General features: G+C 71.6%; 19 protein-coding genes. 1 reads left to right on the forward strand and 18 read right to left on the reverse strand.

Going from position 1 to position 21804, the window contains the following annotated elements:
- Positions 1-5: 5 nt before the first annotated feature.
- The 6 genes from carB to pyrR all read right to left on the reverse strand — a co-directional run bounded on the left by carB (position 6) and on the right by pyrR (position 7994).
- Positions 6-3314, reverse strand: coding sequence for a carbamoyl-phosphate synthase large subunit (gene carB / locus B9S64_RS03930; RefSeq protein ID WP_103492674.1), 3309 nt, complete (start codon positions 3312-3314; stop codon positions 6-8).
- Positions 3307-4449: a glutamine-hydrolyzing carbamoyl-phosphate synthase small subunit gene (gene carA / locus B9S64_RS03935; RefSeq protein WP_103492675.1), complete on the reverse strand. Its 1143-nt coding sequence runs from the start codon at positions 4447-4449 to the stop codon at positions 3307-3309. The genes carB and carA overlap by 8 nt, the downstream gene beginning before the upstream one ends.
- Positions 4446-5024 carry a hypothetical protein gene (locus B9S64_RS03940; RefSeq protein ID WP_103492676.1) on the reverse strand — a complete coding sequence of 193 codons (579 nt, stop codon included), beginning with the start codon at positions 5022-5024 and terminating at the stop codon, positions 4446-4448. The genes carA and B9S64_RS03940 overlap by 4 nt, the downstream gene beginning before the upstream one ends.
- Entirely contained in the window at positions 5021-6307 is a 1287-nt protein-coding gene (locus B9S64_RS03945) for a dihydroorotase (protein ID WP_103492677.1), read from the reverse strand. Before B9S64_RS03945 ends, B9S64_RS03940 begins: the two co-directional genes overlap by 4 nt.
- A gap of 2 nt (positions 6308-6309) precedes the next feature.
- A complete protein-coding gene (locus tag B9S64_RS03950; protein ID WP_103492678.1) occupies positions 6310-7317 on the reverse strand; it encodes an aspartate carbamoyltransferase catalytic subunit in 1008 nt (335 codons plus the stop codon).
- Positions 7318-7409: 92 nt separating this feature from the next.
- Positions 7410-7994: a bifunctional pyr operon transcriptional regulator/uracil phosphoribosyltransferase PyrR gene (gene pyrR / locus B9S64_RS03955; protein ID WP_103492679.1), complete on the reverse strand. Its 585-nt coding sequence runs from the start codon at positions 7992-7994 to the stop codon at positions 7410-7412.
- 219 nt (positions 7995-8213) lie between these two features.
- Between pyrR and bldD the strand changes: the two genes are divergently transcribed.
- Positions 8214-8714, forward strand: coding sequence for a transcriptional regulator BldD (bldD, locus tag B9S64_RS03960; RefSeq protein WP_014044812.1), 501 nt, complete (start codon positions 8214-8216; stop codon positions 8712-8714).
- Between the two features lie 214 nt (positions 8715-8928).
- Here the strand turns inward: bldD and nusB are convergent, their stop codons facing one another.
- The 12 genes from nusB to B9S64_RS04025 all read right to left on the reverse strand — a co-directional run bounded on the left by nusB (position 8929) and on the right by B9S64_RS04025 (position 21800).
- A complete protein-coding gene (gene nusB / locus B9S64_RS03965) occupies positions 8929-9360 on the reverse strand; it encodes a transcription antitermination factor NusB (protein ID WP_103492680.1) in 432 nt (143 codons plus the stop codon).
- Between the two features lie 2 nt (positions 9361-9362).
- Positions 9363-9929: an elongation factor P gene (gene efp / locus B9S64_RS03970; protein WP_028444176.1), complete on the reverse strand. Its 567-nt coding sequence runs from the start codon at positions 9927-9929 to the stop codon at positions 9363-9365.
- 76 nt (positions 9930-10005) lie between these two features.
- Complete coding sequence (locus tag B9S64_RS03975) at positions 10006-11112, reverse strand: aminopeptidase P family protein (RefSeq protein ID WP_103492681.1); 1107 nt, start codon at positions 11110-11112, stop codon at positions 10006-10008.
- Between the two features lie 98 nt (positions 11113-11210).
- On the reverse strand, positions 11211-12053 hold the full coding sequence (locus tag B9S64_RS35375; protein ID WP_103492682.1) for a Pro-rich N-terminal domain-containing protein: 843 nt from the start codon (positions 12051-12053) through the stop codon (positions 11211-11213).
- Positions 12054-12172: 119 nt separating this feature from the next.
- Positions 12173-12616: a type II 3-dehydroquinate dehydratase gene (gene aroQ, locus B9S64_RS03985; protein ID WP_103492683.1), complete on the reverse strand. Its 444-nt coding sequence runs from the start codon at positions 12614-12616 to the stop codon at positions 12173-12175.
- The gene (gene aroB / locus B9S64_RS03990) at positions 12613-14253 is read right to left on the reverse strand and encodes a 3-dehydroquinate synthase (protein WP_103492684.1); all 1641 of its coding nucleotides are present in this window, start codon (positions 14251-14253) and stop codon (positions 12613-12615) included. Before aroB ends, aroQ begins: the two co-directional genes overlap by 4 nt.
- Positions 14250-15434 (reverse strand): chorismate synthase, encoded by a 1185-nt coding sequence (gene aroC / locus B9S64_RS03995; RefSeq protein ID WP_103492685.1) that lies wholly within the window; start codon positions 15432-15434, stop codon positions 14250-14252. The genes aroB and aroC overlap by 4 nt, the downstream gene beginning before the upstream one ends.
- Positions 15435-15560: 126 nt before the next feature.
- Positions 15561-16400: a shikimate dehydrogenase gene (locus tag B9S64_RS04000; protein WP_103492686.1), complete on the reverse strand. Its 840-nt coding sequence runs from the start codon at positions 16398-16400 to the stop codon at positions 15561-15563.
- A complete protein-coding gene (mltG, locus tag B9S64_RS04005) occupies positions 16387-18204 on the reverse strand; it encodes an endolytic transglycosylase MltG (RefSeq protein ID WP_103492687.1) in 1818 nt (605 codons plus the stop codon). The genes B9S64_RS04000 and mltG overlap by 14 nt, the downstream gene beginning before the upstream one ends.
- A gap of 100 nt (positions 18205-18304) precedes the next feature.
- Positions 18305-18790 carry a Holliday junction resolvase RuvX gene (gene ruvX, locus B9S64_RS04015; RefSeq protein ID WP_037631720.1) on the reverse strand — a complete coding sequence of 162 codons (486 nt, stop codon included), beginning with the start codon at positions 18788-18790 and terminating at the stop codon, positions 18305-18307.
- Positions 18787-21456 (reverse strand): alanine--tRNA ligase, encoded by a 2670-nt coding sequence (gene alaS / locus B9S64_RS04020; protein ID WP_103492688.1) that lies wholly within the window; start codon positions 21454-21456, stop codon positions 18787-18789. The genes ruvX and alaS overlap by 4 nt, the downstream gene beginning before the upstream one ends.
- Complete coding sequence (locus B9S64_RS04025) at positions 21456-21800, reverse strand: hypothetical protein (RefSeq protein ID WP_103492689.1); 345 nt, start codon at positions 21798-21800, stop codon at positions 21456-21458. Before B9S64_RS04025 ends, alaS begins: the two co-directional genes overlap by 1 nt.
- Positions 21801-21804 lie beyond the last annotated feature (4 nt).

Genomic DNA, 21804 nt, shown 5'->3' on the forward strand with positions numbered 1-21804 from the left:
ACGCCCTAGTCGCGGGCCGCGGTGAGGCGTTCCGCGTGTTCCTGGAGGGAACGGACGCCGACGTCGCCGTGGTGGAGCGCGTCGATGCCCTGGACGGCGGCGGCGAGCGCCTGGACCGTGGTGAGGCACGGCACGGCACGGGCGATGGCCGCGGTACGGATCTCGTAGCCGTCGAGGCGGCCGCCCGTTCCGTACGGGGTGTTCACGATGAGGTCGACCTCGCCGGCGTGGATCAGCTGGACGATGGTCTTCTCGCCGTTGGGTCCCTCGCCCTCGGACTGCTTGCGCACGAGGGTGGCGTTGATGCCGTTGCGCTTGAGCACCTCGGCGGTGCCGGAGGTGGCCATCAGCTCGAAGCCGTGGGCGACCAGTTCGCGCGCCGGGAAGATCATCGAGCGCTTGTCGCGGTTGGCGACGGAGATGAAGGCGCGGCCCTTGGCCGGCAGCGGGCCGTAGGCGCCGGCCTGCGACTTGGCGTACGCCGTGCCGAAGACCGAGTCGATGCCCATGACCTCGCCGGTGGAGCGCATCTCCGGGCCGAGGACCGTGTCGACGCCCCGGCCGTGGATGTCGCGGAAGCGCGACCACGGCATGACGGCCTCCTTGACGGAGATCGGCGCGTCCAGGGGCAGGGTGCCGCCGTCGCCGTGCCGGGGCAGCAGGCCCTCCTCGCGCAGTTCGGCCACGGTCGCGCCCAGAGAGATACGGGCGGCGGCCTTGGCGAGCGGGACGGCGGTGGCCTTCGAGGTGAAGGGCACGGTCCGGGAGGCGCGCGGGTTGGCTTCGAGGACGTAGAGGATGTCCCCGGAGAGCGCGAACTGGATGTTGATCAGGCCGCGTACGCCGACACCCTTGGCGATGCCCTCGGTGGAGGCGCGCAGCCGCTTGATGTCGTAGCCGCCCAGGGTGATCGGGGGCAGCGCGCAGGCGGAGTCGCCGGAGTGGATGCCGGCTTCCTCGATGTGCTCCATGACGCCGCCGAGGTAGAGCTCGGTGCCGTCGTAGAGGGCGTCGACGTCGATCTCGATGGCGTCGTCGAGGAAGCGGTCGACCAGGACCGGCCGGGTGGGGCTGATCTCGGTGGACTCGGAGATGTAGGCGGACAGCCGGGTCTCGTCGTAGACGATCTCCATGCCGCGTCCACCGAGCACGTACGACGGCCGTACGAGCACCGGATAGCCGATCTCGTCGGCGATGGCCTTGGCCTCGGCGAAGGTGGTCGCGGTGCCGTGCTTGGGGGCGGGCAGTCCGGCCTCGGCCAGCACCCGGCCGAAGGCGCCGCGGTCCTCGGCGGCGTGGATGGCCTCCGGGGGCGTGCCCACGACCGGCACGCCGTTGTCCTTGAGCGCCTGCGACAGGCCGAGCGGGGTCTGGCCGCCGAGCTGGACGATGACTCCGGCGACCGGGCCCGCGAGCGTCTCGGCGTGCACGATCTCCAGGACGTCCTCCAGCGTGAGCGGCTCGAAGTACAGCCGGTCGGAGGTGTCGTAGTCGGTGGAGACGGTCTCCGGGTTGCAGTTGACCATCACGGTCTCGAAGCCCGCGTCGCTCAGCGCGAAGGAGGCGTGGACGCAGGAGTAGTCGAACTCGATGCCCTGGCCGATGCGGTTGGGGCCGGAGCCGAGGATGATCACCGCGGGCTTGGTACGGGCGGCGACCTCGCTCTCCTCGTCGTAACTGGAGTAGAAGTACGGCGTCTTCGCGGCGAACTCGGCGGCGCAGGTGTCGACCGTCTTGTAGACCGGGCGGACACCGAGCGCGTGCCGGACCTCGCGGACGACGTCCTCGCGCAGCCCGCGGATCTCGCCGATCTGGGCGTCGGAGAAGCCGTGCCGCTTGGCCTCGGCGATCAGCTCGGCGTCCAGTCGCTCGGCGGCGGCCAGTTCGTCGGCGGTCTCCTTGATGAGGAAGAGCTGGTCGACGAACCAGGGGTCGATCCGCGTGGCGTCGAAGACCTCCTCGGGGGTGGCTCCGGCGCGGATCGCCCGCATCACCGTGTTGATACGCCCGTCGGTGGGGCGGACGGCGTCGGCGAGCAGGGCGTCCTTGTCGCCGGGCTCACCGGTGAACGCGAACTGCGAGCCCTTCTTCTCCAGGGAGCGCAGGGCCTTCTGGAGGGCCTCGGTGAAGTTGCGGCCGATCGCCATGGCCTCGCCCACCGACTTCATGGTGGTGGTGAGGGTGGAGTCGGCGGACGGGAACTTCTCGAAGGCGAAGCGCGGGGCCTTGACGACGACGTAGTCGAGGGTCGGCTCGAAGGAGGCCGGGGTCTTCTCGGTGATGTCGTTGGGGATCTCGTCGAGCGTGTAGCCGACGGCCAGCTTGGCGGCGATCTTGGCGATCGGGAAGCCGGTGGCCTTGGACGCCAGCGCCGAGGAGCGCGAGACGCGCGGGTTCATCTCGATGACGATGATCCGGCCGTCCGCGGGGTCCACGGCGAACTGGATGTTGCAGCCGCCGGTGTCCACGCCGACCTCGCGGATGATCGCGATGCCGATGTCGCGCAGCCGCTGGTACTCACGGTCCGTGAGCGTCATCGCCGGGGCGACGGTGATGGAGTCCCCGGTGTGGACGCCCATCGGGTCGAAGTTCTCGATGGAGCAGACGACCACGACGTTGTCGTTCCGGTCGCGCATCAGCTCCAGCTCGTACTCCTTCCAGCCGAGGATGGACTCCTCCAGGAGCACCTCGGTGGTCGGGGAGAGGGTGAGGCCCTGTCCGGCGATGCGGCGCAGCTCCTCCTCGTCGTGGGCGAAGCCGGAGCCGGCGCCGCCCATGGTGAAGGAGGGGCGGACGACGACGGGGTAGCCGCCGAGCGTGTCGACGCCGGCGAGGACCTCGTCCAGGGAGTGGCAGATCACCGAGCGGGCGGACTCGCCGTACCCGATCCGGGCCTTGACGGCCTCGACGACGCCCTTGAACAGCTCGCGGTCCTCGCCCTTGTTGATGGCCTCGACGTTGGCGCCGATGAGCTCGACGCCGTACTTCTCCAGGACGCCGTTCTCGTGCATGGAGATCGCGGTGTTCAGCGCGGTCTGGCCGCCCAGGGTGGGGAGCAGCGCGTCGGGGCGCTCCTTGGCGATGATCTTCTCGACGAACTCGGGGGTGATCGGCTCGACGTAGGTGGCGTCGGCGATCTCCGGGTCGGTCATGATCGTGGCCGGGTTGGAGTTCACCAGGATGACGCGCAGGCCCTCGGCCTTGAGGACGCGGCAGGCCTGGGTGCCGGAGTAGTCGAACTCGGCGGCCTGCCCGATGACGATCGGGCCGGAGCCGATGACCAGGACGGACTGGATGTCGGAGCGCTTAGGCACGCTGGCCCTCCATCAGGGAGACGAAGCGGTCGAAGAGGTACGCGGCGTCGTGCGGGCCGGCGGCCGCCTCGGGGTGGTACTGGACGCTGAAGGCCGCCTGGTCCAGGAGCTGGAGGCCTTCGACGACCTGGTCGTTCAGGCAGACGTGGGAGACCTCGGCGCGGCCGAACTCGGTGTCGGAGACCCGGTCGAGGGGGGCGTCCACGGCGAAGCCGTGGTTGTGCGCGGTGACCTCGACCTTGCCGGTCGTGCGGTCCTGCACGGGCTGGTTGATGCCGCGGTGGCCGTACTTCAGCTTGTAGGTGCCGAAGCCGAGGGCGCGGCCCAGGATCTGGTTGCCGAAGCAGATGCCGAAGAGCGGGGTCTTCCGCTCCAGGACGCCCCGCATGAGGGAGACGGGGTGTTCGGCGGTGGACGGGTCGCCGGGGCCGTTGGAGAAGAAGACGCCGTCGGGCTCGACCGCGTAGACCTCGTCGAGGGTGGCGGTGGCGGGCAGGACGTGCACCTCTATGCCGCGCTCGGCCATGCGGTGGGGGGTCATGCCCTTGATGCCGAGGTCGATCGCGGCGACGGTGAACTTGCGGGTGCCGATCGCGGGGACGACGTAGGCCTCCTGGGTGGCGACCTCGGCGGCGAGGTCGGCGCCGGCCATCTCGGGGGCCTGGCGCACCTTGGCGAGCAGGACGCCCTCGTCCTCGATCGCGTTGCCGGAGAAGATGCCGACGCGCATGGCGCCGCGCTCGCGCAGGTGGCGGGTGAGCGCCCGGGTGTCGACGCCGCTGATGCCGACGACGCCCTGGGAGATGAGTTCCTCGTCCAGCGAGCGGCGGGAGCGCCAGTTCGAGGGGAGGCGGGCGGGGTCGCGTACGACGTATCCGGAGACCCAGATCCGCTTCGACTCGGCGTCCTCGTCGTTCACCCCGGTGTTGCCGACGTGCGGGGCGGTCATCACGACGACCTGGCGGTGGTAGGAGGGGTCGGTCAGGGTCTCCTGGTAGCCGGTCATGCCGGTGGAGAACACCGCCTCGCCGAAGGTCTCCCCCACGGCCCCGTAGGCGCGGCCGCGGAAGGAGCGGCCGTCCTCCAGGACGAGTACGGCGGGAGCTTTGCCGGCTCCCCGGGTGGAGATCGTCATCGTGCGGTGCCTTCCGTAGTGCTGGTGAGGTGGGTGACGGCGTCGACCCAGGCCTGGTGTTCGGCCGCGTGGTCGGAGCGGAATCCGGAGTCGATCAGGGTCTCGCCGTGGGCCCAGGTGATGACCAGGAGGCCGCCCTCGGGCAGGACCTTCCCGGCCAGCGCCTTGTCGAGCCGGGCCTCGCGCAGGGCGGCGGCCGGTACGAAGAAGTCGGTGGCGCCGGGGCGTACGACGTCCAGGCCCTGGCCGGTGAGCGTCAGCTCGACCCGGCTGCGGGTGCCGAGCCCGTGGGCGACGATCCGGTCGAGCCACCGGCCCGCGGTCGTCGAGGCGTGGTAGCGGCCGCGCAGGGTCAGCAGCGGCTCACCGTCGGCGAAGTCGTCCGGGGTGGTGGCGAGGGCGGGCAGGCCGGACTGGAGGCGTCCGCGCCATTTCCATCCCTGGCGCATCAGCCAGTAGACGAAGGCGATGAAGAGGAGGAGTCCGACGACCCAGCTGATGCGGGCGGACCAGTCCGTCACATCGGCCGACTTCTGCTCGGCGGCCAGTTGGTACAGGGGGTTGAGTGTTGTCACGCGAGCTTCCCGTCGACGACCGTGGCACGGCCCCGCAGGAAGGTGTGGGTCACTCGGCCCGGCAGCTCGCGCCCCTTGTAGGGGGTGTTGCGGCTGCGGGAGGCGAAGCCCGCGGGGTCCACCGCTCCACGGTATGCCGGATCGACCAGTGTGAGGTTGGCGGGCTCACCGGCCGAGACGGGCCTGCCGTGTCCTTCGAGCCGTCCGATGGCCGCGGGGCGGTACGACATGCGGTCGGCGACGCCCGCCCAGTCGATCAGGCCGGTGTCCACCATGGTGTGCTGGACCACGGAGAGCGCGGTCTCCAGGCCCACCATGCCCATGGCGGCCGCGGCCCACTCGCAGTCCTTGTCCTCGTGCGGGTGCGGGGCGTGGTCGGTGGCGACGCAGTCGATGGTGCCGTCCGCGAGCGCCTCGCGCAGGGCGATGACGTCGGCCTCGGTGCGCAGCGGCGGGTTGACCTTGTAGACCGGGTCGTAGGACCGGACCAGCTCGTCGGTGAGCAGGAGGTGGTGCGGGGTGACCTCGGCGGTGACGTTCCAGCCCTTGGACTTGGCCCAGCGGACGATCTCCACGGAGCCGGCGGTGGACAGGTGGCAGATGTGCACCCGGGAGCCGACGTGGGCGGCGAGCAGCACGTCGCGGGCGATGATCGACTCCTCGGCGACGGCGGGCCAGCCGCCGAGGCCGAGCTCGGCCGAGACGACGCCCTCGTTCATCTGGGCGCCCTCGGTGAGGCGGGGCTCCTGGGCGTGCTGGGCGACGACGCCGTCGAACGCCTTCACGTACTCCAGGGCGCGGCGCATGATCACGGCGTCGTCGACGCACTTGCCGTCGTCGGAGAAGACCGTCACACCGGCGGCGGAGTCGTGCATGGCGCCGAGTTCGGCGAGCTGCTTGCCCTCCAGGCCGACCGTGACGGCGCCGACGGGCCGGACGTCGCAGTAGCCGGACTCCTTGCCGAGCCGCCAGACCTGCTCGACCACACCGGCGGTGTCGGCGACCGGGAAGGTGTTGGCCATGGCGTGCACGGCGGTGAAGCCGCCGACCGCGGCGGCCTTGGTGCCGGTCAGGACGGTCTCGGAGTCCTCGCGGCCGGGCTCGCGCAGGTGGGTGTGCAGGTCCACGAGGCCGGGCAGCAGGATCTGGCCGGCCGCCTCGACCACGGTGGCGTCACCGGGCTCGATGCCGGTGCCGACCTGGGTGACGGTCTCGCCGTCGATCAGGACGTCGGCCGGCTCGCCGCCGAGGATCTTCGCGCCGCGGATCAGGATGGTGCTCATGGTTACTTGTTCTCCTCGGTACGGGCGGCGGCGGACGGCAGGGCGGTCTCGGAACCGCCCAGCAGCAGGTACAGGACGGCCATGCGGACGGACACCCCGTTGGCGACCTGTTCGACGGCGGTGCAGCGGCCGGAGTCGGCGACCTCGGCGGTGATCTCCATGCCCCGGTTCATCGGGCCGGGGTGCATCACGACGGCGTGTTCCGGCATCTTCGCCATGCGCAGCCCGTCCAGGCCGTAGCGGCGGGAGTACTCGCGCTCGGTGGGGAAGTACGCGGCGTTCATCCGTTCGCGCTGTACGCGCAGCATCATGACGGCGTCGGACGTGGGCAGCACGGCGTCCAGGCTGTAGCTGACCTTGCAGGGCCACCGCTCCACACCGACCGGTACGAGGGTGGGCGGGGCCACGAGGGTGACCTGGGCGCCGAGCGTGTGCAGCAGGTGCACGTTGGACCGGGCGACCCGGCTGTGCAGGATGTCGCCGACGATCGTGACCCGGCGGCCGTCGAGGTCCTTGCCGAGCCCGGCGTCGGCCCCCACCAGCCTGCGGCGGACGGTGAACGCGTCCAGCAGGGCCTGGGTGGGGTGCTCGTGGGTGCCGTCCCCGGCGTTGACGACCGCGCCGTCGATCCAGCCGGAGGTGGCGAGCCGGTAGGGGGCTCCGGAGGCGCCGTGCCGGATGACGACGGCGTCGGCGCCCATGGCCTCCAGCGTCAGGGCGGTGTCCTTGAGGGACTCGCCCTTGGAGACCGAGGAGCCCTTCGCGGAGAAGTTGATGACGTCGGCGGAGAGCCGCTTGGCGGCGGCCTCGAAGGAGATGCGGGTCCGCGTCGAGTCCTCGAAGAAGAGGTTGACGACGGTGCGGCCGCGCAGGGTGGGCAGCTTCTTGATCGGCCGGTCGGCGACCCGGGCCATCTCCTCGGCGGTGTCGAGGATCAGGACGGCGTCGTCGCGGGTGAGGTCGGCGGCGGAGATGAGGTGGCGGGGGTTTCCCCCGGGAGAGCGCAGCATCGGGGAGGGGCTCCGTGGAAGGTGGAGGAATCAGGCGTGCGGGCGTGCGGAAGCCGCCGTACCGCTGTGACGGCGTACGGGGGTACGGGTGGCTACCGCTCGCCTGCCGGGACGGCCGGCTTGACGCCGAGCAGCACGGCGTCGCGGCCGTCCTCCTCGGCGAGCTGGACCCTGACCGTCTCCCGCAGCGACGTGGGGAGGTTCTTGCCGACGTAGTCGGCGCGGATCGGGAGTTCGCGGTGGCCGCGGTCGACGAGGACCGCGAGCTGCACGGCGCGGGGCCTGCCGATGTCGCCGAGCGCGTCGAGGGCGGCGCGGATCGTGCGGCCGGAGAAGAGCACGTCGTCGATCAGGACGACGAGCCGCCCCTCGATGCCGTCGGCGGGGATGTCGGTGCGGGCCAGGGCGCGGGCGGGACGCAGCCGGAGGTCGTCGCGGTACATCGTGATGTCGAGCGAGCCCACGGGCGTCGCGCGTCCGGTGATCTCCTCGAGCTTCGCGGCGATCCTGCGGGCGAGGAAGACTCCCCGTGTCGGGATGCCGAGCAGCACCACGTCGTCGGCGCCCTTGGCGCGTTCGACGATCTCGTGGGCGATACGGGTCAGGACCCGGGCGATGTCGGGGGCCTCGAGAACGGGCCGGGCGGTGTCGCCGGGACGGTCGTACGGTGTGTCCATAAGAAACGGACCTCCTTCTCCGCCTCACTGGACGGTCGTTAAAGGACGTCGGATGTACGTGGAACAGGTTACCAGGGCCGTGACGGACCCCGGCGGCGCCCCCCTGGGGCCCGGATCCGGACCTTTCGGCTTGACGCGAGCAAGTAACGCTGCGTAACCTCACAGTGAGTTACCAGCCACGCGGCCCAGCCGCAGAATGTCCAGCGTCCGGGGAGCCATATGTCCAGCGAATACGCAAAGCAGCTCGGGGCCAAGCTCCGTGCCATCCGCACCCAGCAGGGCCTCTCCCTCCACGGCGTGGAGGAGAAGTCGCAGGGCCGCTGGAAGGCCGTCGTGGTCGGCTCGTACGAGCGCGGCGACCGCGCGGTGACCGTGCAGCGCCTCGCCGAGCTGGCGGACTTCTACGGCGTCCCGGTGCAGGAGCTCCTGCCCGGCACGACGCCCGGCGGTGCCGCCGAGCCGCCGCCGAAGCTCGTCCTGGACCTGGAGCGCCTCGCCCACGTCCCGCCGGAGAAGGCGGGCCCGCTCCAGCGCTACGCGGCGACGATCCAGAGCCAGCGCGGCGACTACAACGGCAAGGTCCTCTCGATCCGCCAGGACGACCTGCGCACCCTGGCCGTGATCTACGACCAGTCGCCGTCCGTGCTCACGGAGCAGCTGATCAGCTGGGGCGTGCTGGACGCGGACGCGCGCCGCGCCGTGGCCCACGAAGAGGGCTGAGCCGCCCCCGCACCACCGACAGGACGCCGGGCCGCCCCGGGGCCGCACACCGCCCCCGGCCGCCCGGCGTCCTCGTGTCTTCTCGGGGGGTGTTTTCGCGCCTCCGGGCCCCGGTCCGCGCTCACGGCCCGTGCCGGTCACGGGTCCTCCTCACACGGAAGGGCCCACGGCCGGTCCCGGCCGTGGGCCCTTGGAGGGCGTACGCCACCGCGTGCTACGGCTCGCGGCGCAGATTCGCCTTGAGGTCCTTGAACCGGGCCAGCAGACCGTTCACGAAGGCCGGGGAGTCGTCCGTGGAGAACTCCTTGGCGAGCTGGACGGCTTCGTCGATCACCACGGCGTCCGGAGTGGAGTCCATCCAGATCAGCTCGTAGGCGCCCAGCCGCAGGATGCTCCGGTCGACGACCGGCATGCGGTCTATCTCCCAGTCCACGGCGTAGGTGACGATGAGGTCGTCGATCCGGTCCGCGTACCGCGCGTACCCCTCGACGAGCTCCATCGTGAATTCACCGACCGGCGGCTGACGGTCGTCGGTCCGCGAGAGCCGCACCCAGTCCGCGAGGACCGTCTGCACGGACTCACCGCGCTGGTCCGCCTCGAAGAGGATCTGGAAGGCGCGCTTGCGGGCCTTGTTACGGGCAGCCACGGTTAGCTGTTCACCCGGCCGAGGTAGTCGCCCGTGCGGGTGTCGACCTTGATCTTCTCGCCGGTGGTGATGAAGAGCGGGACACCGATCTCGTAGCCGGTCTCCAGGGTGGCGGGCTTGCTTCCACCGGTGGAGCGGTCGCCCTGGACGCCGGGCTCGGTGTGCTGGACCGTGAGCTCGACGGCGGCCGGCAGCTCGACGTAGAGCACCTCGCCCTCGTACTGGGCGACGGAGGCGGTGAAGCCCTCGACCAGGAAGTTGGCGGCGTCGCCGACGGCCTTGCGGTCGACCATGAGCTGGTCGTAGGTGTCCATGTCCATGAAGACGAAGTACTCGCCGTCCATGTACGAGAACTGCATGTCGCTACGGTCGATGGTGGCCGTTTCGACCTTCACGCCGGCGTTGAACGTCTTGTCGACGGTCTTGCCGGAGAGCACGTTCTTGAGCTTGGTGCGCACGAAGGCGGGGCCCTTGCCGGGCTTGACGTGCTGGAACTCGACGACGGACCAGAGCTGGCCCCCGTCGAGCTTGAGCACCAGGCCGTTCTTGAGGTCGTTCGTGGAAGCCACGGTTGCGGAATCTCCTGGACTGAAGCTGGTGGACGGCCGAGGACGCGCGCCGGGAGACCTCCGCGAGGACGGTCCCCTACAGCGCGAGCAGCTCCTTGGTCGTAATGGTGAGTAGCTCGGGTCCGCCGTCCGCCTCGGGGCGTACGACGAGCGTGTCATCGATCCGGACACCGCCCCGGCCCGGGAGGTGGACCCCCGGTTCGACGGTGACCGGCACGCAAGCGTCCAGTTTACCCATGGCTGCCGGTGCCAACTGCGGGTCCTCGTCGATTTCCAGTCCGACACCGTGCCCGATGGCGGCCGGGAGGCCGTCCGTGTGGCCCGCCGAGTCCAGCAGATGGCGGGCCGCGTGGTCCACCTCGCGGTAGGCGGCGCCGGGCACGAGAGCTTCCCGTCCGGCCCGCTGAGCGGCGAAAACGAGGTCGTAGAGCTCGATCTGCCAGTCCGCCGGGGCGGTGCCGATGACGAATGTGCGGCCGATCTCGCACCGGTAGCCGCGGTAGTTGGCGCCGAGGCAGACGGAGAGGAAATCACCTTCCTCGACCCTGCGGTCGGTGGGCCGGTGGCGGCCATGGCCCGAGTTCGGCCCGGTTCCCACGGAGGTGGCGAAGGCGGGTCCGTCCGCGCCGTGGTCCACCAGGCGGCGCTCCAGCTCCAGGGCGAGGTGGCGTTCGGTGCGGCCCACCAGGATGGACTCCAGGAGCTCACCGAGGGCCTGGTCGGTGATCTCGGCGGCGATCCGCAGGCAGGCGATCTCCTCCTCGTCCTTGACCAGCCGCAGCTGCTCCACCGCGCTGCCGAGGTCGGCCAGGCGCAGGCGGGGGGCGACGGCGGCCATGGCGCGGTGGCGGGAGACGGTCAGATCGTGTTCCTCGACGGCCAGGCGGTCCGCGTCCAGGCCGAGCGCCAGTCCGGCGGCCGCGACGACGGGGTCGCCGTCGGGCACGGGCAGCACGTCCAGCCGCAGCCGCTCGTCGGGCTGTCCGTGGGCGGGGTCGCCGGTCGGGGCGCGGGGGCAGAGCAGGACGTCCTCACCGGGGCCGAGCAGCAGCACGGCGCCGGGCGGGGCTCCGCCCGCGAGATAGCGGACGTTGGCGGGGCGGGAGACCAGGGCGGCCGCGGATCCGGCGGCGGCGTACCGGTCGCGCAGCAGCCCGCGTCGGACGGCGTACACCTCTGACATGTGTCCGAGCGTACGAGCGGGCGCGGCGGCCCGCCCGGTCAGCGCATCCGACCGGGGTCCCGCCCGCCCCGAGGGAGCCCATGGGCGCACCGGGACCGCTACCAGGCCGGCGGGCTGGCTATGGAGCGGGCCAGGACGTCGTCCAGGACGCGGGCGGTGGTCTCGACGTCGTACGTCGAGTTGTCGATGATCGGGAGGCCGGAGCCGTACCAGCCGGCCATCCGGCCGTGGATCCGGGCGACCTCCTCGTCGGAGAGCCGGCGGTTGCCGCTGCGGGCGGCGTTGCGCTCCAGGACGACTTCCAGGCCGGGCAGCAGGACGACGGGCAGCAGGCCGGGGCCCACATGGCGTTTCCAGCCGCCGAGGCCCACCACCGGCCGGTCCGGGAAGACCGCGTCGTCCAGGATGCAGGAGATGCCGTTGGCGAGGAAGTTGCGGGCGGCGAAGCCGCAGGTGCGGCGGGCGAGGCGGTACTGGGCCTCGGAGTGGTCGTTCCATCCGGTCTGCGGGTCGGCGAAGCCGGAGCAGACCCATTCGCGGACGTCGTCCAGGGAGACGTGCGCCGTGGGGACGCGGCGGCGGCCGGCCCACAGCTTGGCGACCGTGGTCTTGCCGGCGCCGGCCGGTCCGATCAGCAGCACCGCGAGGGTGGCCGTGCCGGTGCCGGGTTCGGCGGGCGGCGCGGGCAGCGGGACGGGCCCGCCGGGCGGCAGCTGGACGTGTCCGGTGGTCTCCCTGGCGGGAGGGCCGGGGGCGTGCTGGGGTGCGGGGCCCGTCCATCCCGCCGGTCCGGGCACCGGTGCGCTCCCCTGCCTCGGGGGCGGTCCGGGCGGCTGTCCCGGCAGGGGGCCGGGGTGGCCGGTGTGCTGGGCCTGGTCCGTCCACGGTCCCCCTCGGGGAACGTGGGGCGGCGGCAGCGGGGCCCCCACTGCGTGCTGCATCCGGTGCCACTCCGTCTCGTACAGGCAACTGGCGCGGGTCGAGGGGCAACGGTACCGCCCCCGGACGTCAAGGGGTGAACGTCCGGGGGCGGCCTGAGGTGCCCGGTGGCCGATCCCTGTCAGCCCGTCAGTTCGTCGGCCAGCGCGCGCAGGGCCAGCCGGTAGGAGCCGATGCCGAACCCGGCCACGGTACCGGTGGCCACGGGCGCGACCACCGACGTGTGGCGGAACTCCTCGCGCGCGTACGGGTTCGAGATGTGCACCTCGATGAGCGGGGCGGTGCGCTGGGCGGCCGCGTCCCGCATGCCGTACGAGTAGTGCGTGAAGGCACCCGGGTTGAGAACGACCGGAATCGAACCGTCGGCGGCCTCGTGGAGCCAGCGGATCAGCTCGCCCTCGTCGTTGGTCTCACGGACCTCGACGTCGAGGCCGAGCTCCTCGCCGAGCGCCCGGCAGGCCTGGACCAGACCGGCGTAGGACGTCGCCCCGTACACCTCGGGCTCGCGGGAGCCGAGGCGCCCGAGGTTCGGGCCGTTGAGCACGAGGACGGCGCGCGCGCTCACGCGGAGACCTCCCCGTAGGCGGCGAGGAGGACCGCCGGGTCGGGGCCTTCGAGCACGGCGGGCCTGCCGATGCCGTCCAGGACGACGAAGCGGAGCAGGTCGCCCCGGGACTTCTTGTCGACCTTCATGTTCTCCAGCAGCCTGGGCCACTGGTCGCCCCGGTAGGTGAGCGGCAGTCCGACCGATTCCAGCACGGCGCGGTGCCGGTCCGCGGTGGCGTCGTCCAGCCGGCCGGCCAGCCGGCCGAGTTCGGCGGCGAAGACCATGCCGACCGAGACCGCCGCGCCGTGGCGCCACTTGTAGCGCTCGTTCTTCTCGATGGCGTGGCCCAGGGTGTGGCCGTAGTTGAGGACCTCCCGGGGACCGGACTCCTTGAGGTCGCCGGAGACGACCTCGGCCTTGACCCGGATGGACCGCTCGATGAGTTCGGCCGTGTGCGGTCCGGCGGGGGTACGGGCGGCCTGCGGGTCGGCCTCGACGAGGCCGAGGATCACCGGGTCGGCGATGAAACCGGCCTTGATGACCTCGGCCAGGCCGGAGACGTAGTCGTGGACCGGCAGGGAGTCCAGCGCGGCGAGGTCGCAGAGCACCCCGGCCGGCGGGTGGAAGGCGCCGACGAGGTTCTTGCCCTCGGCGGTGTTGATGCCGGTCTTGCCGCCGACGGCCGCGTCGACCATGCCGAGCACCGTGGTCGGCACGGCGATCCAGCGCACCCCGCGCAGCCAGCTGGCGGCGACGAAGCCGGCGACGTCGGTGGTGGCCCCGCCGCCGACGCCGACGATGACGTCGGAGCGGGTGAAGCCGGTCTGGCCGAGCGCCTTCCAGCAGTAGGCGGCGACCTCGGCGGTCTTGGCCTCCTCCGCGTTGGGCAGCTGGATCGCGATGGCCTCGTAGCCCTGGGCGGCGAGGTCCTCACGGACCGCCTCACCGGTCCCGGCGAGCGCCTCGGGGTGCAGGACGGCGACCCGCTTCGCGCGGTCACCGATGAGGTTCGGCAGCTCGCCGAGGAGTTGGCGCCCGACGAGCACCTCGTACGGCTCGGTGCCCGCCGTGCCGGCGATGCGGATACGCGTGGTGGCCTGCTCGGTCATGGGTGTGTTCTCCCGGCCGGAGGCCACGGCTGCGGGCTCCGGCAGTTCCAGTGCGTCGAGGACCGCCTGGGCGACCTCTTCGGGGGTGCGTTCGTCGGTGGCGACGGTCGTGCGGGCCACCTCTTCGTACAGATGGCGCCGGGCGTCCATGAGTTCGCGCCACTGCCGCCGCGGGTTGACGGCGAGCAGGGGGCGGGCGGTGTTCAGTCCGACCCGCCGCACGGCCTCCTCCACGTCCATCGCGAGGTAGGCGACCGGACGGCCGGCGAGCAGGGCGCGGGTCTTCGCGTCGAGGACGGCGCCGCCGCCGAGGGCGAGGACACCGGTGTGCTGGTCGACGGCGTCGCGTACGGCCCGCCGCTCCAGCTCCCGGAAGTGCTCCTCGCCCTCGTCGAAGAAGATCTCCGCGATGGCCTTTCCGGCGGCGGCCACCACGTCCGCGTCGGTGTCGCGGTAGGTGGTGCCCAGCCGTTCGGCGAGGAGTTCGCCCACGGTGGACTTGCCGACCCCCATCGGGCCGACCAGGACGATCAGCGGGCCGCTCACCGGATCTGGAGGTGGGAGAGGTAGGACGCCACGTTGCGGTGGGTCTCGGCCACGCTGTCCCCGCCGAACTTCTCCGCGACGGCGTCGGCCAGCACCAGGGCGACCATCGCCTCGGCGACGATCCCGGCGGCCGGGACGGCGCAGACGTCGGAGCGCTGGTGGTGGGCCTTGGCGGCCTCGCCGGTGACGACGTCCACCGTGGCGAGCGCGCGGGGCACCGTGGCGATGGGCTTCATCGCGGCGCGCACGCGCAGCAGTTCGCCGGTGGTCAGCCCGCCCTCGGTGCCGCCCGCGCGCCCGGAGGTGCGCTTGATGCCGTTCTCGGTGGCCACGATCTCGTCGTGCGCCTGGGAACCGGGCACCCGGGCCAGGTCGAAGCCGTCGCCGACCTCGACGCCCTTGATCGCCTGGATGCCCATCAGCGCGCCGGCCAGCCGGGCGTCCAGGCGCCGGTCCCAGTGCACGTGCGAGCCGAGTCCGACCGGGACGCCGTACGCCAGCACCTCCACGACACCGCCGAGGGTGTCGCCGTCCTTGTGGGCCTGGTCGATCTCCGCGACCATCGCCTTCGACGCGTCGGCGTCCAGGCAGCGCACCGGGTCGGCGTCGAGGCGCTCGACGTCGGAGGGCGTGGGGTGGACGCCGTAGGGCGCCTTGGCCGCGGCCAGTTCCACCACGTGGGAGACGATCTCGATGCCCGCGGTCTCCTTGAGGTAGGAGCGGGCGACGGCGCCGAGCGCGACCCGGGCGGCGGTCTCCCGCGCGCTGGCGCGCTCCAGGACCGGGCGGGCCTCGTCGAAGCCGTACTTCTGCATCCCGGCGAGGTCGGCGTGGCCGGGCCGGGGCCGGGTCAGCGGGGCGTTACGGGCCTGCTCGGCCAGCACCTCGGGGTCGACCGGGTCGGCCGACATGACCTGCTCCCACTTCGGCCACTCGGTGTTGCCGACCATCACGGCGACCGGCGACCCCATGGTCAGGCCGTGCCGGACGCCGCCGAGGAAGGTGACCTGGTCCTTCTCGAACTTCATCCGGGCCCCGCGCCCGTAACCGAGCCGTCGCCTGGCGAGCGCGTCCGCCACCATCTCCGTGGTGACCGGGACACCGGCGGGAAGCCCCTCCAGCGTCGCCACCAGTGCGGGGCCGTGCGACTCTCCGGCGGTCAGCCAGCGCAACCTGCTCAACGGTGCTCCTCATGCTCGCGCCTGAAACTGCGACGGCGCGACCGGGTGCGCGGCCCTGGCCCGCCACCCCTGATCCTCCCACGACCCCGGGGGCGCACCGGCCGCCGGTCCAGCAGACGGACGCCGCTACCGCTCGCGGGCGGCCAGGGCCGCTTCACCGGCCGCGCGCATGACGGCGAGGGGCGCGTCGCGCCCGGTCATCCGCTCCACCTGGAGGACGGCCTGGTGCACGAGGAGGTCGAGGCCGCCCACCACGGCCGCTCCGGCCTCCGCCCAGCGGGACGCCAGCACGGTCGGCCAGGGCTCGTACAGCACGTCGAAGAGCGTGCCGGGTGCCCCGGGTACGGCGGAGGCCAGCGCGTCCGTCGTGCCCGCCGGGGTGGTGGCGATCACCAGCGGGGCCCGCAGGCCCTGGGCGGCGTCGGCCCAGTCGGCGGTGCGGACGTCCACACCGAGGCGTTCGCCCCAGCCGCGCATCTCGTCGGCACGGGCCGCGCTGCGGACGTACGCGGTGACGGGCCCGGCGCAGAGCGTGGCGAGGGCCGCCAGCGCGGAGGAGGCGGTGGCGCCGGCCCCGAGGATCGCGGCGGACTCCACCTTCTCCACACCGCGCTCGCGCAGGGCGGCGACCATGCCGGGGATGTCGGTGTTGTCGCCGGTCCGGCGGCCGTCCTCGGTGAGGACGACGGTGTTGACGGCCTCGACGGAGGCGGCGGTCTCGCTGATCCGGTCCAGCAGCGGGATGACCGCCCGCTTGAGCGGCATGGTCAGGGACAGCCCCGCCCACGAGGCGTCCAGGCCCTCGACGAAGCCGGGCAGCGCCGCCTCGTCGATCTCGAACCGGTCGTACGACCAGGTGTCGAGGCCGAGTTCGGCGTAGGCGGCCCGGTGCAGGACCGGGGAGAGGGAGTGGGCGATGGGCGAGCCGAGGACGGCGGCGCGACGATGCCCTTCAGCCGAGGCCATGCAATTCCCTGAACTTCTCGTTGAGTTTCTCGTGTTCGGCCACCGTCTTGGTGAAGTCGGTCTTCTTCCCGTCGAGCGAGATGAAGAACATCCACCCGTCACCGGTGGGATTGAGCGCGGCCCTCAGGGCGTCGTCACCAGGATTACTGATGGGCCCCGGAGGCAGACCCGTGTGGTAATAGGTGTTGTACGGGTCGTTGTTGGTGCGGATCTCCTTCGAGGTGATCTTGATTTCGCTCTGCTTCTTCAAATAGTTGAAGGCGGAGTCGAATTCGAGCTTGCGGTTGGTGACCGTGTTGTCCGGCTTCAGGCGGTTGTAGACGACCTCGGCCATCTTCCGGAAGTCGTCGTGCGTGAGCCCCTCCGCCTGCACCAGACTGGCCACGGTGATCACCTGCCACGGACCGTCGAGGTCGTACTTCTTGGCAGCGTCTTCCAGGTCGAGCTTGTTGTACTCCGCGTTGGCCCGGCTCACCATCTTCTTCAGGACGGCCTCGGGTTTCGTGCCCTTGGCGACCGCGTAGGTGGCCGGGTAGAGGAAGCCCTCCAGCGGATCCTTTATCACCGGGTCGTTGTCCGCCCAGTCGGGAAGTCCGAGGCTGCCCGCATTCGTCTTGGCGACGTCCGCGGTCGTTCCCTCCTTGAGGCCCAGCTGTTTGTCGATGGCCGCGTACACGGTCTCGTTGCGCTGGCCGGGGCGGACCATCAGACCGTTCTGGCTGGCGGGGTCAAGCATCAGTTCGACGGCGCTCTTCGCCGACATCTCCTTCTTCAGGAGATAGACGCCCGCCTGGAGGGACTTCCCCTTGGGATTCCCGTTCTGCGCCGAAATGAAGGCGTCGGTCGATTTCACGACGCCGGCCTTCTTCAGGATGTTCGCGATCTCGTTCCCGTACGCGCCCTCGGGGATCTCGACCTCCACCGAGCCCGATCCGTCGCCCGCGTAGTCGGGGGCCGCGCCGAACCGGTCCTGGTAGTACGAGTACCCGACGTAGGCCACCCCGCCGAGACCGCCGACGAGGACCACCGCGACGCCGAGGCAGGCGCAGCCGTTGCGGCTCTTCTTCTTCCCTTTGCCGCGGCGCTCGCCGCCGCCCCTGCGGGAGGCGCGGGAGCCCTCCTCCAGGTCGCCGTCCTCGTCCTCGTCACGGCGGGGGCGGGTACGGGTGTCGTCGGCCGGTTCGTCCGCGCCCGTGAAGAAGGGGTGCGTCTCCTCCTGCGGAGCGTCCGGATCCCAGTCCGGGTTCTGGCGGGCGGGGTCCGGCTGCCGCTCGGGCTCCGGTTCCGGCTGGGCCCGGCGGCCGGGGGGCTGCGGCGGGGGGTAGGCCTCGGGAGTGCCGTAGTGGTCGGGCTGTTCGCCGTAGCCGCCGCCCTGACCGGGGTCGTACGAGGCCGCCTGCGGGTCGTACGGCATCGTGGCCTGCCGGCCGGTGTCCCAGCCGCCGTCGTACGGCGGCTGGGACTGAGGCTGCTGGGCGTAGGGGTCCTGCGGGTTCCCGTAGTACTGCTGCTGGTGCTGCGGGGCGTACGGGTCCTGCTGCTGGTGCTGCTGCTGGGCGTACGGATCCTGCTGGTGCCCGTACTGCTGCTGGGCGTACGGGTCCTGCTGCTGCGCGTACGGGTCCTGCGCGTAGCCCTGCTGGGCGTACGGGTCCTGCGCGTAGGGCTGCTGCTGGCCTTCGTACGGCCCCTGGCCCTGGCCGTGGCCCTGGACGGCCTGACGGCCGTCCCAGCCCTGGTCCCCGTACAACGGGTCCTCAGGGTGCCACGGTTCGGAGCCGGGGCCCCGGCCATACTCAGTCATCGATCCCCTAGAGCCGCGAGACGACGTTCCGTCTCTTCGCTTGGCTGTGCGGTGTCTGTTCGAACACCGGCGCATCGCGCGGAACGTTACCGTATCGCGATCAGGCAACCACTTCGACGCCCTCACCAGGGGCGGTGCCTGACGCCCGTTCGGACTCCAGAGCGTTCTGGAGGATCACCACAGCGGCGGCCTGGTCGATCACAGAACGGCCCTTCTTGGACGTCACGCCCGAAGCGCGCAGCCCCTGACTGGCCGTCACTGTGGTCATCCTCTCGTCGACCAGGCGCACCGGGACCGGGGCGATCCCCCGGGCGAGCACCTGGGCGAAGGCGCGGACCTTGACGGCCGCGGGGCCTTCGCCGCCGCCCAGCGAGCGGGGCAGCCCGACGACGACCTCGATCGGCTCGTACTCCTCGACGATCCGGCCGAGCCGCCGGTGGGCGGCCGGGACGTCGCGTCCCGGCACGGTCTCCACCGGCGTGGCGAGGATCCCGTCGGGGTCGCACGAGGCGACCCCGATCCGGGCGTCCCCGACGTCGATCGCCAGTCGGCGTCCGCGGCGCATCCGCGTCGTCCCCGCGGTCACGCCGTCTCGATGACGAGGCGCTCGACGGCGGCGACGGCGTCCCCGACGGCGTCCGGGTTCTGGCCGCCGCCCTGGGCGACGTCCGGCTTGCCGCCGCCTCCGCCGCCGAGGGTCTTGGCGGCGGTACGGACGAGGTCACCGGCCTTGAGACCGCGTTCGCGGGCGGCCTCGTTGGTGGCGATGACCGTCAGCGGACGGCCGTTGACCGTGGTGAACAGGGCCACGACGGCCGGCCGGCCGCCCTGGATCCGGCCGCGCACGTCCAGGACGAGCTTGCGCAGGTCGTCGGCGGCGGTGCCGTCCGGCACCTGGCCGGTGACCAGGGCGACTCCGCGTACGTCCCTGGCGGACTCCACCAGTCCGGCGGCGGCCTGGAGTACCTTCTCCGCGCGGAACCTCTCGATCTCCTTCTCGGCGTCCTTCAGCTTGCCGAGCATGCCGGAGATCTTCTCGGGAAGCTCCTCGGGACGGCCCTTGACCAGTTCCTGGAGCTGGGCGAGGACCGTGTGCTCCCTGGCGAGGAAGCTGTACGCGTCGACGCCGACCAGGGCCTCGATGCGGCGCACCCCGGAGCCGATGGACGACTCCCCGAGCAGCTTGACCAGACCCAGCTGGGCGGTGTTGTGGACGTGCGTGCCGCCGCACAGCTCCTTGGAGAAGTCACCGATGGTCACGACGCGGACCCGCTCGCCGTACTTCTCCCCGAACTCCGCGATGGCGCCCTGCTTCTTGGCCTCGTCGATGGACATGACCTCGGCCTGGACGTCGAGCTCCCGCGCGAGGACCTCGTTGATCTTCTGCTCGACGTCGGTGAGGACCGTGCCGGGTACGGCGGCGGGCGAGCCGAAGTCGAAGCGGAAGCGGCCGGGGGAGTTCTCCGAGCCGGCCTGGGCGGCGGTCGGGCCCAGCGCGTCGCGCAGCGCCTGGTGGGTGAGGTGGGTGGCGCTGTGGGCGCGGGCGATGGCGCGGCGGCGGGTGACGTCGATGGAGGCGTACCCGGAGGCGCCGACCGTCACCTCGCCGACCTGCACCGTGCCCTTGTGGACGGTGACGCCCGGGACCGGCTGCTGTACGTCGTGGACCCGGATCACGGCGCCGGTGTCGAGCCGGATACGGCCCTGGTCCGCGAGCTGGCCGCCGCCCTCGGCGTAGAACGGGGTGCGGTCCAGGACGACCTCGACGTCGTCGCCCTCGGTGGCGGCCGGCGAGGGCAGGCCGTCCACGAGCAGGCCGACGACGCTCGTCTCGTCCTGGGTGGAGGTGTAGCCGGTGAACTCGGTGGCCCCGGAGGCGTCGGCGACCGCGCGGTAGGCGGACAGGTCGGCGTGGCCGGTCTTCTTGGCCCTGGCGTCGGCCTTGGCGCGCTCCCGCTGCTCCTTCATCAGGCGGCGGAAGCCGTCCTCGTCCACCGAGAGGCCTTGTTCGGCGGCCATCTCCAGGGTGAGGTCGATCGGGAAGCCCCAGGTGTCGTGGAGCAGGAACGCCTTGTCGCCGGCGAGGACCCTGCCGCCTGCGGCCTTGGTCTCGGTGACGGCGGTGTCGAGGATGTTCGTGCCGCCCTTGAGGGCCTTGAGGAAGGCGGCCTCCTCGGCGAGGGCGACCGTCTCGATGCGCTTGCGGTCGGTGATCAGCTCCGGGTACTGCTGCCCCATCGTGTCGACCACCACGTCGACCAGGTCCTGGACGACCTGCCCGGTGGCGCCCAGCAGCCGCATGTTGCGGATGGCGCGGCGCATGATGCGGCGCAGCACGTAACCGCGGCCCTCGTTGCCGGGGGTGACGCCGTCGCCGATGAGCATCACCGACGTGCGGATGTGGTCGGCGACGACGCGCAGCGAGACGTCGGAGCCGTGCTCGGCGCCGTAGCGGACACCGGTGAGCTCGGTGGCCTTGTCCATGACGACGCGCAGGGTGTCGGTCTCGTACATGTTCTGGACGCCCTGGAGGATCATCGCGAGGCGTTCCAGGCCGAGACCGGTGTCGATGTTCTTGGAGGGGAGGTCGCCCAGGATCGGGAAGTCGTCCTTGCCCTCGCCGGCACCGCGCTCGTACTGCATGAAGACCAGGTTCCAGATCTCCACGTACCGCTCGTCGTTGACGGCGGGGCCGCCCTCGACGCCGAACTCGGGGCCGCGGTCGTAGTTGATCTCCGAGCACGGGCCGCAGGGGCCGGGGACGCCCATGGACCAGAAGTTGTCCGCCTTGCCCAGGCGCTGGATGCGCTCGGCCGGGACGCCGATCTTCTCGCGCCAGATCTCCTCGGCCTCGTCGTCGTCGAGGTAGACGGTGATCCACAGGCGCTCGGGGTCGAGGCCGTAGCCGCCCTCGGCGACGGAGTTCGTCAGGGCCTCCCAGGCGAACCGGATGGCCCCTTCCTTGAAGTAGTCGCCGAAGGAGAAGTTGCCGCACATCTGGAAGAACGTGCCGTGCCGGGTGGTCTTGCCGACCTCTTCGATGTCCGGCGTGCGGACGCACTTCTGCACGCTGGTGACGCGCGGGGCGGGCGGCTTGACCTCGCCGAGGAAGTACGGCTTGAAGGGGACCATGCCCGCGGGGACCAGCAGCAGAGTCGGGTCGTCCGCGATGAGCGACGCCGAAGGCACGGCGGTGTGGCCACGCTCCTCGAAGAAGCTCAGCCAGCGGCGGCGAATTTCAGCCGACTCCATCAGTGGTCCTCATTCCGGTTGTCCGAGTTGTAGGGGAGGGTGCGACGGGGGGTGGGGCGGTGCGCCTCGGGAGCCTCGACGGCGAGGTGCCCGCGCACCGGGAGGTCGCGGTCGACCGGTGTCTCCAGGCCCAGCGCGCCGCCCAGTTCGGCCTCCCGCCGGACCATGCCCTCGCGCACGTCGAGGGCGAAGTCCTTCAGCCGGTGGCCCGTCTCGACCGCCTTGTCGGCGGCCTGCGCCGCGAGGCTCTCGGGGGTGAGCCGCCTGATCTTGGCGTTGACCTTGGTGGTGGCCCAGACGCCGGCGGCTGCGCCGGCGGTGAACCAGAACGTACGGCGGAACATCGCT

The organism is Streptomyces sp. SM18 (assembly GCF_002910775.2).
Classification (GTDB): Bacteria; Actinomycetota; Actinomycetes; order Streptomycetales; family Streptomycetaceae; genus Streptomyces; species Streptomyces halstedii.

Bases quoted from the DNA above. Each gene is read 5' to 3' on its own strand.
- carA (WP_103492675.1), bottom strand. From the start codon at position 4,449: ATGACGATCTCCACCCGGGGAGCCGGCAAAGCTCCCGCCGTACTCGTC.
- B9S64_RS03945 (WP_103492677.1), bottom strand. From the start codon at position 6,307: ATGAGCACCATCCTGATCCGCGGCGCGAAGATCCTCGGCGGCGAGCCG.
- B9S64_RS03950 (WP_103492678.1), bottom strand. From the start codon at position 7,317: ATGCTGCGCTCTCCCGGGGGAAACCCCCGCCACCTCATCTCCGCCGCC.
- pyrR (WP_103492679.1), bottom strand. From the start codon at position 7,994: ATGGACACACCGTACGACCGTCCCGGCGACACCGCCCGGCCCGTTCTC.
- bldD (WP_014044812.1), top strand. From the start codon at position 8,214: ATGTCCAGCGAATACGCAAAGCAGCTCGGGGCCAAGCTCCGTGCCATC.
- B9S64_RS03975 (WP_103492681.1), bottom strand. From the start codon at position 11,112: ATGTCAGAGGTGTACGCCGTCCGACGCGGGCTGCTGCGCGACCGGTAC.
- B9S64_RS35375 (WP_103492682.1), bottom strand. From the start codon at position 12,053: ATGCAGCACGCAGTGGGGGCCCCGCTGCCGCCGCCCCACGTTCCCCGA.
- B9S64_RS04000 (WP_103492686.1), bottom strand. From the start codon at position 16,400: ATGGCCTCGGCTGAAGGGCATCGTCGCGCCGCCGTCCTCGGCTCGCCC.
- mltG (WP_103492687.1), bottom strand. From the start codon at position 18,204: ATGACTGAGTATGGCCGGGGCCCCGGCTCCGAACCGTGGCACCCTGAG.
- alaS (WP_103492688.1), bottom strand. From the start codon at position 21,456: ATGGAGTCGGCTGAAATTCGCCGCCGCTGGCTGAGCTTCTTCGAGGAG.
- B9S64_RS04025 (WP_103492689.1), bottom strand. From the start codon at position 21,800: ATGTTCCGCCGTACGTTCTGGTTCACCGCCGGCGCAGCCGCCGGCGTC.